This window comes from Treponema primitia ZAS-1 (genome assembly GCF_000297095.1).
Classification (GTDB): domain Bacteria; phylum Spirochaetota; class Spirochaetia; order Treponematales; family Breznakiellaceae; genus Termitinema; species Termitinema primitia_A.
On the sequence record NZ_AEEA01000023.1, the window covers coordinates 1 to 11,415 of the forward strand.

An 11,415-nucleotide genomic window follows, 5' to 3' on the forward strand; every position below is an offset into this window, starting at 1 on the left:
GTTCTTTGAAAGAGGTCTAAGGACTTCAACATAGGGAAGGGGTAAGCAGGTAAGGATCCGAGAGGATAATTATCTGAGAGGAGCATGAGCGAAAGCCATGTTCCCGGGAACAATAATATGGTCAAGCGAAATTAGGGTTTATGGTGAATGCCTAGGAGTCATGAGGCGAAGAAGGCCGTGGTAAGCTGCGAAAAGCTTGGGGGAGGAGCAAACATCCATTGATCCCAAGACTGCCGAATGGGGTAACCCGGCGGGCGTGAGTCCGTCATCCGAGGCGCTGAATCAATAGGCGCCGGAAGCGAAACTGGGGGAACTGAACCATCTAAGTACCCTGGGAAGAGAAAACAAGAGTGATTCCGAGAGTAGCGGCGAGCGAAATCGGAGGAGCCTAAACCATACGCAAGTGTGGGGTTGTAGGGCCTGTTACGCGTTAAACGCGGCGGAGGAAGAAAAGTTCAGTATAGCGGAACGGTTTTGGGAAAGCCGGACAGAGAGGGTGAAATCCCCGTACGCGACATGGTGGACACTCCGTGTATAGGTACCTGAGTACGGCGAGGCACGAGAAACCTTGTCGGAATCCGGGTCGACCACGATCCAAGGCTAAATACTACATGACTACCGATAGTGAAAAAGTACCGTGAGGGAAAGGCGAAAAGAACCCCGGTGAGGGGAGTGAAAGAGAACCTGAAACCATAAACCCACAACAGGTCAGAGCCGGCGTAAGCTGGTGATGGCGTGCCTTTTGTAGAATGAGCCTGCGAGTTACGATATATAGCGAGGTTAAGGGATGGAAGTCCCGGAGCCGGAGGGAAACCGAGTCTGAATAGGGCGAAATTAGTTGTATGTCGTAGACCCGAAGCCAAGTGATCTAGTTACGGGCAGGTTGAAGCTCCGGTAAAACTGAGTGGAGGACCGAACCCTCGTCTGTTAAAAAAGGCAGGGATGACCCGTGACTTGGAGCGAAAGACTAAACAAACTTGGAAATAGCTGGCTCTCCCCGAAATGCCTTGAGGGACAGCCTCATACAAAAGTAATGAAGGTAGAGCACTGGATGGACTAGGGGGCTTCACCGCCTACCAAACCCAATCAAACTCCGAATGTCATTATTCAACGTATGGGAGTGAGACTGCGGGCGACAAGGTTCGTAGTCGAGAGGGAAACAGCCCAGACCGTCAGCTAAGGTCCCAAAATACCGCTAAGTGTAAAATGATGTGTGATGGCGAAGACAGCCAGGAGGTTGGCTTAGAAGCAGCCATTCCTTAAAAGAGTGCGTAATAGCTCACTGGTCGAGTCATGATGCGCAGATAATGTAACGGGGCTAAGCGGTATACCGAAGCTACGGGTTCAGTAAGCAATTGCTGGACGGTAGGGGAGCATTCCACGGACTGATGAAGGTGTATTGTAAAGTATGCTGGAGGGAGTGGAAGAGAGAATGCAGGTATAAGTATACGAAAAGACGGGTGAGATCCCCGTCCGCCGAAAGCCTAAGGATTCCTGGGTAAAGGTCATCTGCCCAGGGTAAGTCGGCCCCTAAGGCGAGGACGAAAGTCGTAGTCGATGGGAAACTGGTTCAGATTCCAGTACCTTCCTTAGTTTTTAAGGGATGACGCATGAGGTGAAACCCGGCCGGGCGACGGTTGTCCCGGTCGAAGTGGTAAGTTATTAGGGTGGTAGGCAAATCCGCCATCTTAGATGAGCCATGACAGCGAGTGAACCTACGGGGGAGCGAAGCGGGCGTAATCAGGGTGCCAAGAAATAATCTCTAAAGCTAGGCTGAGGAAGACCGTACCGTAAACCGACACAGGTAGGCGGGATGAGAAATCTAAGGCGCTCGAGAGAACTCGCGTTAAGGAACTCGGCAAAATGCATACGTAACTTCGGGAGAAGTATGGCCACTGGTGGTTTTAGCAATAAAGTTATCGGTGGTGACACAAAGCAGTCCCAGGCGACTGTTTACCAAAAACACAGGCCTCTGCGAACCAGCAATGGGACGTATAGGGGCTGACACCTGCCCGGTGCCGGAAGGTTAAGGGGAGCGGTTAGACGTAAGTCGAAGCTGTGAACTGAAGCCCCGGTAAACGGCGGCCGTAACTATAACGGTCCTAAGGTAGCGAAATTCCTTGTCGGGTAAGTTCCGACCCGCACGAAAGGTGTAACGATCTGGGAGCTGTCTCAACGCGAGACTCGGTGAAATTTATGTACCGGTAAAGAAGCCGGTTACCCGTGGTTAGACGGAAAGACCCCGTGAACCTTCACTGTAACTTATCATGGGGACTTGATGCGGCATGTGTAGGATAGGTGGGAGACTATGAAGCATGGGCGTTAGCTTGTGTGGAGTCGCCGGTGAAATACCACCCTTGTTGGATTAGGTTTCTAACCTGTTCCATGAATCTGGAATAGGGACAATGATAGGCGGGCAGTTTGACTGGGGCGGTCGCCTCCCAAAGAGTAACGGAGGTGCGCGAAGGTCTCCTCGCCTTGGTTGGAAATCAAGGTATGAGTGTAAAGGCACAAGGAGGCTTGACTGCGAGACTGACAGGTCGAGCAGGTACGAAAGTAGGTCTTAGTGATCTGGCGGTAGCGAGTGGAAGCGCCGTCACTTAACGGATAAAAGGTACTCCGGGGATAACAGGCTGATCTTCCCCAAGAGTTCACATCGACGGGAAGGTTTGGCACCTCGATGTCGGCTCATCGCATCCTGGGGCTGAAGCAGGTCCCAAGGGTTTGGCTGTTCGCCAATTAAAGCGGTACGTGAGCTGGGTTCAGAACGTCGCGAGACAGTTCGGTCCCTATCTGCCATGGGCGTTGGAAAGTTGAGAGGAGCTGTTTTTAGTACGAGAGGACCGAAATGGACGAACCTCTGGTGTATCTGTTGTCCTGCCAAGGGCACGTGCAGAGTAGCTACGTTCGGAAGGGATAACCGCTGAAGGCATCTAAGTGGGAAGCCCACCTCAAGATAAACTTTCCCTGGGGTTTTAAATCCCCTGAAGGTACCAGGAAGACTACCTGGTTGATAGGTTGGAGGTCTACGCACGGTAACGTGTTCAGCCGACCAATACTAATCTACCGTGAGGCTTGACCATATTATTGTTCCCGTGACAAAACGCTGATGCGTTTTGTCTTTGAGAAATACGCTCTGCGTATTTCTCACTGCCCGTTCCCGCATAAGTGATGTAAATAATTGCTTGGTGACTATAGTGGAGGTGTTACACCCGTTCCCATTTCGAACACGGAAGTTAAGCCCTCTTACGCCGATGATACTGCCCTCCAGAAGGGTGGGAAAGTAGGTCGTCGCCAGGCTTTTTTATTTTGTAGTTTTCCTATAGATTTTTCGATTTATTGACATATAAATTTTTCAATGTTAAGATCGCCGTATAGAATCTGGAAAATGATTTTGTAGATCTAAATAACGGAGGAATTTGTATGGGTATCATTGAGAAGCTCAGGTTGGATGGTAAAAAGGCTTTTGTAACAGGCGGCGCCCGGGGAATTGGTTATAATATTACCATCGCCTTGGCCGAGGCAGGCGCCGATGTAGCCATTGTAGATATGGACGAGGCGACCGCCAAAACATCGGCGGAGACAATCGCTAAACAGACGGGCAAGAAAATTATTGCCATCAAGGCTGATGTTACAAAAAAGGCCGATGTGGATGCGATGATCGATTCGGTCCTTAAGGCTTTCGGTAGGATCGATGTGGCTTTTTGTAATGCCGGCATTGCCCTAAACGTTCCCGCAGAGGAGATGACCTTGGAGGATTGGAACAAGGTTATCAATATCAACCTGACCGGGGTGTTCCTTACCGCTCAGGCGGCGGGGAAGGTGATGATTAAGCAAGGGGGCGGGTCGATTATCAACACCGCATCCATGTCGGCGCATATCGTCAATGTGCCCCAGCCGCAGTGTTCCTACAATGCGTCAAAAGCGGGGGTTATTCAGCTTACGAAATCCCTGGCGGTGGAGTGGGCGTTGAAAAACGTGCGGGTGAACAGTATCAGCCCGGGGTATATCGGCACGGACCTTATCATGAATTCGCCGCTTCTGAAGCCGCTCATCGAAAAATGGTGTGCCCAGTCGCCCCTGCACCGCTTGGGAAAACCCGAGGAACTGCAGGCTATTGCGGTATATTTGGCGGGGGACGCCAGCGCATTTACCACCGGTTCCGACTTTGGGATTGACGGGGCGTTTACCTGTATCTAAAAACCGGAGATTTACCGGTTTAGTTCCGCTAATTCCCCGTACACCAGTCCCGTTAATTCTTCTGCCGCCTTGGTAAGTTCAACAAGGCGGTTTTCTTTTTCTGCTCGCCTTTTAACTTCCACCTTGGGGGTATCCCCGGCAAGGTTTTTATCCCCAACCACTACCCGATAGGGTATGCCGATAAGGTCGGCGTCGTTGAATTTAACCCCGGGCCGCTCATTCCGGTCATCCAGAAGCACCTCAATGCCCATCTTTTCCAGCTCCGCAGCAATACTGTCCGCAGCGATTTTAACGGCTCCGTCATACTTGATGGGAACGATGATCACATGGAAGGGTGCAATGGTGATGGGCCAAATGATGCCCTGGTCGTCGTGGTGCTCTTCGATAGCCGAGGCAAGGGTCCGGTCCAGGCCTATGCCGTAACAGCCCATGGTGGGGGTATGGCTTTTGCCATTCTCATCCAGGTAATTCACCTTCATAGACTTGGTGTATTTGTATCCCAGCTTAAAGATATGCCCCAGTTCATTGCCCTTCTTCTCGTAGAGCGCCTCCCCACAGACAGGACAGCGGTCCCCGGCAACAACGGTGCGGACATCGGTGACCAGCCAGCCGCCAAAGTCCCGGCCGTAGGCTACGTGGGTATAGTGCAGGTCCTTGGCTAAAGCGCCGGCCACAGCATCGTTCATGGCGGTGACCGTCTCGTCGGCGATGACCGGCGCGCTGGTGAGGCCGACGGGGCCTGCAAAGCCCACGGGGGCGCCGGTGATGCGCTCAACATCGGTATCTGCGGCGAGCATTACTTCTGCGGCCTTGAGTATGGCGGCGAGTTTAACTTCGTTGACATCCAGGTCGCCGCGGATGGCCACGGCGAAGAAGGCTTCAGGGTAGACCAGGGGAGCATCGGGAGCAGGCTTGCGGCGCTCCAGTTTGGAACAGCCCGGGGCAGCGCTGAGGTCCAGTTCCACGTTGACCGCCTTGTAGATCAGGGTTTTGATGAATTTTTTTGCATCGGTTTTGAGGAAACCGCAGAGTTCTTCTATGGTTTTGACATGTGGGGTGTCGATCTTTTCCAGCGGTGGAATTGAGGCCGCGGCGGCTTTAGCGGACTCAATTGAAGCGGGGGCGGTGTAGTCCGGTTTGCAGGCGGCCTTTTCCACATTAGCGGCATAACCGCACGCGCTACTTGCAACGGAGTTTCCCGCGCAGAGGAGGAGGGTGTTATCCCCAATCTCGCTTTCCACCATAAACTCTTCCGAGCCCGTACCGCCCATGGCGCCGGAGTCGGCCCGGACGGGGATCACCGTGAGGCCGCAGCGCTTAAAGATACGGCGGTAGGCCCGGCCCATTTTCTGGTAGGTTTCGTCCAGGCTCTCATCATCGGTGTGATAAGAATAGGCATCCTTCATCACAAATTCCCGGCCCCGCATGACTCCATAGCGGGGGCGTACTTCATCCCGGTACTTGGTGTTGATCTGGTAGAGGGAAAGGGGGAGTTGGCGGTAACTGGAAAGCTCGTCCCGAACTATAGCGGTAAAGGCTTCTTCCGCCGTGGGGGACACCACGAAATCCGCATCCAGCCGGTTCTTTACCCGCAGAAGCGCTTCTCCCATGGAGTCCCAGCGGCCTGATTCTTTCCATAATTCGCCGGGGATCACCACGGTGGGCTTTATTTCCAGAAAACCGATGGCGTCCATCTCTTCACGGATGATATTTTCAACCTTTCTGAAGGACCGCAGGCCCAGGGGCAGGTAAGCAAAGAGGCCGTTGGAGAGCTTGCGGATCATGGCGGCCCGGAGCATAAGACGATGGCTTACGATTATTGCGTCACCGGGAACTTCCCGGAGGGTTGGGATAAATGTTTCAGAAACCTTCATGGTGTATTCCTTTGTGTTTTGATACAGCATACCCGCTAAATTGCCTTTTTTGCAAGGCTGTTAGAACCAGAGATATACCCGGTGGAGCTGAACGCAGATGATCCAGGTCCCGCCCACCAGGAGGAGCAGTCCCGGCAGGGGGGTTATCCAGGTATCTGCGGAGAGGAGTACCGCCCTTCCCCAGAACACCATGAGGGAACCAATGCCGATAAAAATATACTCCCTGGAACCACGGGTATAGGCGGAGATAAAGAAACTAAGCATGGAAATCAACACGATACCCACCTCCACCATTTTAAGCATGGAAGCATAGCCATAGATCATTGTCAGGCTGCTGTCCCAGGCAAGACCGTCTATTGGTACCCCCAGTGCAATAATTAGGGTGGCTATGGCGATGATAAAAACGATACTTCCCTGTTTTTGTTCTCCCAGCCCCGCCGCATAGATACTGGCAGCAAAGAGGGAAAAGATCCCAAAGAACCGGGCAAAGAGCAGTACCCGGGAACTAATCACCAGGTAGACGCTGGGGAGATCATTCACCGCCCTGAGGGGCGCCATGACCCGCAATGTCTCAAAGGCAAAGGAAACTACAAAAAAGGCAAAAAAGAGGATCTCCGGGGACTGTGTTTTCTCGAAAAAATAGTAGATGAGGATCATGGTGATAAAGGCATACAACACCGAGCATATCATAGTAACAAAGGATACATAGGGCGTGGCCGGAAAAAAATGGGAAACCAGGGATTGAAAAACCCCTGCGGACCGTGTGGCAGCGGCTCCAAGTTCGGGGTAGGCAGGAAAGATGGTAAAAGACAGCGATAAGGTAACTACCAGAGCCAGAAGAGAAAGGGCTATGCCGGATCGAAAATAGTTGTTTCGGACTGAAAGTGTCATAATACCCCAGCATAAAGCATCCCGGGATTGGGCTCAAGGGGCTTTAAGCCCCCTGAGTGGAGGCGTTTAGCTCTGAGCGCCCTTGGGAGATTTTATAAACTTCAGCATCAGGGTTCCCTTAAAATTACGCTTAAAGCTGTCAATGCCGATAGCCAGGAGCAGGACCAGGCCTTTTATCAATAACTGGTAAAATTCACCCATGTTTATCAATATAAGTCCGTTATTGAGGAGTCCGATGACAATGATGCCCAGAACCGCGCCCAGTACATCCCCGGATCCTCCCATGATGGAGACCCCGCCCAGCACAAGGCCGCTTATGACATCAAATTCAAATCCGTTGCCTGTGGTGGGCTGGCCGGAATTAACCCGGGAAAGCCAGATGATACCGGCAACGCCGGAAAAAAACCCGCAGACCGTATAGGCCAATACCTTAACCTGTTTGGTGTTAATCCCCGATAATCTTGACGCCTCTTCGTTGCCCCCCACGGCATAGAAATACCTGCCGGGGAAAGACCTCATAAGAAACACCGCTCCTATAACGCAAATAAGCGCCATGATTATAACCGGGATGGGAAAAATGCCTACATATCCCTGGCCGAGTTTTTTAAAGGCAACGGGGAATCCGAAAATCGGGATACCCTTACTGATGATAAAACTGACCCCCTTAAGGATATTTTGCATACACAGGGTAGAAATAAGGGGCATTAACTTGCCGTAGGCCACGAGTATGCCGTTAAGCATACCCACCAGGGTGGCAATGACCAGGGTAATAAAGCAGGCATATACCGGCGGGATACCGTTTTTTACCATCATGTAGGCGCACATGATATTGACAAAGGTGACCTGGGAGCTGATAGAGAGATCAATTCCGCCGGTGAGCATGACACAGATCATGCCGATGCCGGCAATGCCTATCATAGATATCTGGCGGAATACGTTGAGAAAATTTGCGGTGGTTAAAAAATTCGGCGATTGCCAGGAAAAAAATGCAATGATGAGAAAAAGCAGTATTATTATGGGGATCTTGCTGGAGTGGGTTACTTTTGCTAAAATGCTGTTCACGGTATTCTCCTTCATTCACCGGATGCCATGGCAAGAATTGCTGCCTGACTAAAGTTCTGTTTTTGTAATTCGCCCATTAATCTTCCTTCACACAGGACTATGATACGATCGGAGATTCCTATTAATTCTTCCATCTCGGAAGAGATCATGATGATACACTTTCCTTCTGCTGCAAGCTGATTCAGGAGTTTATATATTTCCTGTTTTGCCCCAACATCTATACCTCTGGTCGGTTCATCAAAGATGAGATAATCGCATTGAGCCGCCAGCCACTTGGCTAATACCACTTTTTGCTGATTGCCGCCGGATAGATTTTTGACCGTCTGGGCCAAGGAGGGAGTTTTAATGCTGAGGGAATTTTTTTGTTCCATGGACAGTTCATTTACCCGGTGGTAATTGACAAACAAGGCCCGGGACATCCGGTGCAACAGGGGTAATGAAATGTTTTCGAGAACGTTCATTTCAAGGAGAAGTCCGTGCTGCTTGCGATCCTCGGGGATCAGGGCGATGCCGTTTTGTACCGCGTCCCGGGGATTTTTGATGTGTACCCGCCTGCCCTTAAGGTATAATTCACCCCCCTCTGCGGGGACGGCGCCGTAAATCAACTGGGCTAATTCGGTACGTCCGGCGCCGACCAGGCCCCCTATGCCCAAAATTTCCCCACGCCGCAGGGAAAAGGAAATATCATGGACCCCGTTCCCGGTAAAATTGCGGACTTCCATCTCCACTTCCCCGAGTTTTGCATCACGCTCAGGAAAAGTCGCCCCAAGGCTGCGGCCCACCATGTACCGGATAAGTTCATCCCGGTTGGTCTTGGAGGTTTCCAGGGTAGTAATATAGGCGCCGTCACGGAGTATGGAAATACGGTCGGAAATGCGGAATACCTCGTCAAGCCGGTGGGAAATATATAAAACCGTTACGCCGCTTTCCTTAAGCCGCAGTATCAGCCGCAGCATCGCATCCACCTCTTCTTCCGTAAGCGCTGCGGAAGGTTCGTCCATGATAAGGATCTTTGCATTCCGGGAGAGCGCCCGGGCAATCTCTATCAACTGCTGAAAGGCAACGGACAGGGTCTTTACTTTTGCTTTGGGATCAATTTTAAGATCCAGGGCGGTAAATAATTCGGAGGTCCTGTCCTGCATAGCCTGGTAATTTACCACTCCCATGTTACCCAAAAGTGATCCTAAAAAGACATTTTCCGCCACCGAAAGTTCGGGAACCATCATAAGTTCCTGATAGATAATGGCAATGCCGAGATTTTTTGCTGTTTTGGTACGCATCCTATCATAGGACTGGCCATTAATTACAATGGTCCCCTCATCAGGAATTTCCGCACCCGCAATGATCTTAATGAGGGTTGATTTTCCGGCGCCGTTCTCGCCCATGATGGCATGGACTTCTCCGGGGGAAAAATCCATGCTCACCTTATCAAGGGCTTTTACGCCGGGATATTTTTTGGTGATGTTTTTTACTGAAAGAATAAACTGATCCATAAGATACCCCGTTAAAACTCCGGAAACTTACATAAACTCCTTATAGTTTGTCTTATCCACGGTAATGGTGGGGGTCAAATAAACCTTTTCATAGGTCCCCGATATCAGTTTGTCCACAATTTCCTCTACCATTTCTGCGTTCTGCCGGGGCACACCCTTGCTGACGGTCATCTTAAAGGGGGTGTTGCCATCGATTTTTGCCAGGGCTTCTTCGGTGGCGTCAATGCCGAAAACGGCGTATTTTTCCGGGTCCACTCCCCGGGATTCAAGCAATTCACAGGCCCCAAGGGCGCCGCCGTCGGTGATACCGAGGAACATCTTGATATTGGGATTAGCCTGAAGCATGTTTTCTGCAAAGTTCATGCCGCTTGTAATGTCAATCCCCATACCGGTGGCAACAATTTTAATTTTTGAGTTGCTTTCTTTAAGGCCCTCTAAAATTCCATCGTTCCGGTCTCTGCCCTCTTTGATATATTGCCAGTCAAACATACCGGCTTCAACTTCTACATCGCCGTATACTTCCCGGGCCCATTTGGCTGCGGCTATACCCACCGCCTTGCCGCAGGCAAGATTATCATCGTACATGTTTACATCCGCTGTCGGATAAGCAATGCCATGTCCCATCATGATGACCCCTTTTTCATGGGCGGCGGCAACAGTATCCGCCAGAGCATTGGGGTCCTGGGGCTGGGCGATGATCACGGTCATACCGTTGGTGATAAAGTTTTCGATCTGGGTAATCTGGGTACCCGAATCCATTCTACAATCCACCGCAGTGAGCTGCCACCCCCTGTTTTTACAAATAGCCTCAAATTCTCTGAAAAAGTCCGAAAAATAAGCGTCCGCCAAAGATAGGACCGTATATCCTATCTTGATTGTTTTTTCATCCTGGGGCGCCTGTTTCTTGCTGCACCCGGTAACCAATACAATGGCCAACACAGCCGCTGCCAAAACCCCTAATACTTTTTTCATCCTTAAATCCTCCTGTAATATTGTTACGGCTTACGCCATAGAGTGCTATTTCAAATGCTTCCGTAAAAATTCAAGGATTATTTCCTTGACCTCGGGCTGGACAAAGGTCGCCTCCGCGTGTTCAGAGCCCTCCAGGATAATAAGGTCCGCCTCCACCCCCGCCGCCTGCAGTACGTCATAGAGTTTTTCGCTCTGGGACAGGGGAACCTGAGAATCGGCGGTACCGTGGAGGAGCAAATACGGGGGGGTATCCTTGGTAACCAGTTTGGTTATATCGGGATATTTCCGCATATCCGGGGGCAGGGCATCCGCTAAAATATCGGCAATCGGAAAACTGCTTATCTCCGTAGCCGGGTACCAGGGGATTGCCGCTTGTACCGCGCTTGACTGGTCAAGATACGCCCCCTGGTCATACTCCCGGAGCGTACCCGCAGCCCCGGTCAGGGCGGCGAGATAGCCTCCTGCGGATTCACCCATCACCGCAAAGTGGTTTGGATCGATGCGGAATTTATCCGCATGGGCCCGCAGGAACCGTATCGCTTCTTTGATATCCACTATCTGCTGGGGAAATCGGGTGCGGGCAGTAACACTGTAATCCACACTGGCAATGACAAACCCTTTTTTGGCAAACCATACCAGTTCCGGCGTCCATACATTGCGGTCCATTTCTGTCCAGGCGCCGCCGCAGAGCCATATGATCACCGGCCAGGTGACCCGCTCATCATAGTCGGCGAACTGACGCTTGCGCAGGAGACTTATCTTGAGGGAACGGGTGGTTGCATCGCACCAGTCAGGACGCTGGGCGTATACAATTCCATCGGCCAGAGTTATCAATGGCTCTTTCGCAGTAAGATTAAGTGTTTTTTTCATAAATTTAGAAGTTTCCTTTAAAATAGTATTATTTCTATAGTAAAATCATATTT

The 11,415-nt window shown here is 51.2% G+C and carries 7 protein-coding genes and 2 rRNA genes; 3 read left to right on the plus strand and 6 right to left on the minus strand.

What is annotated here, in order from left to right:
- The first annotated feature begins 119 nt into the window (after positions 1 to 119).
- The 3 genes from TPRIMZ1_RS0103015 to TPRIMZ1_RS0103025 all read left to right on the plus strand — a co-directional run bounded on the left by TPRIMZ1_RS0103015 (position 120) and on the right by TPRIMZ1_RS0103025 (position 4,200).
- A 23S ribosomal RNA gene (locus TPRIMZ1_RS0103015) occupies positions 120 to 3,083 on the plus strand.
- Positions 3,084 to 3,184: 101 nt separating this feature from the next.
- Positions 3,185 to 3,300 (plus strand): 5S ribosomal RNA (gene rrf / locus TPRIMZ1_RS0103020).
- Positions 3,301 to 3,423: 123 nt separating this feature from the next.
- Positions 3,424 to 4,200 carry an SDR family oxidoreductase gene (locus TPRIMZ1_RS0103025; protein WP_010254535.1) on the plus strand — a complete coding sequence of 259 codons (777 nt, stop codon included), beginning with the start codon at positions 3,424 to 3,426 and terminating at the stop codon, positions 4,198 to 4,200.
- 11 nt (positions 4,201 to 4,211) lie between these two features.
- Here TPRIMZ1_RS0103025 and TPRIMZ1_RS0103030 read toward each other — a convergent pair whose 3' ends face one another.
- The 6 genes from TPRIMZ1_RS0103030 to TPRIMZ1_RS0103055 all read right to left on the minus strand — a co-directional run bounded on the left by TPRIMZ1_RS0103030 (position 4,212) and on the right by TPRIMZ1_RS0103055 (position 11,362).
- Positions 4,212 to 6,074, minus strand: coding sequence for a proline--tRNA ligase (locus TPRIMZ1_RS0103030; RefSeq protein ID WP_010254536.1), 1,863 nt, complete (start codon positions 6,072 to 6,074; stop codon positions 4,212 to 4,214).
- Between the two features lie 60 nt (positions 6,075 to 6,134).
- On the minus strand, positions 6,135 to 6,965 hold the full coding sequence (locus TPRIMZ1_RS0103035; RefSeq protein ID WP_010254539.1) for a hypothetical protein: 831 nt from the start codon (positions 6,963 to 6,965) through the stop codon (positions 6,135 to 6,137).
- 66 nt (positions 6,966 to 7,031) lie between these two features.
- Positions 7,032 to 8,027, minus strand: coding sequence for an ABC transporter permease (locus TPRIMZ1_RS0103040; protein ID WP_198429890.1), 996 nt, complete (start codon positions 8,025 to 8,027; stop codon positions 7,032 to 7,034).
- 11 nt (positions 8,028 to 8,038) lie between these two features.
- Positions 8,039 to 9,520 (minus strand): sugar ABC transporter ATP-binding protein, encoded by a 1,482-nt coding sequence (locus TPRIMZ1_RS0103045; protein ID WP_010254545.1) that lies wholly within the window; start codon positions 9,518 to 9,520, stop codon positions 8,039 to 8,041.
- A 27-nt stretch (positions 9,521 to 9,547) separates the two neighbouring features.
- Positions 9,548 to 10,492: a sugar ABC transporter substrate-binding protein gene (locus TPRIMZ1_RS0103050; protein WP_010254547.1), complete on the minus strand. Its 945-nt coding sequence runs from the start codon at positions 10,490 to 10,492 to the stop codon at positions 9,548 to 9,550.
- Positions 10,493 to 10,537: 45 nt separating this feature from the next.
- Positions 10,538 to 11,362 (minus strand): alpha/beta hydrolase, encoded by an 825-nt coding sequence (locus TPRIMZ1_RS0103055; RefSeq protein ID WP_010254549.1) that lies wholly within the window; start codon positions 11,360 to 11,362, stop codon positions 10,538 to 10,540.
- Positions 11,363 to 11,415 lie beyond the last annotated feature (53 nt).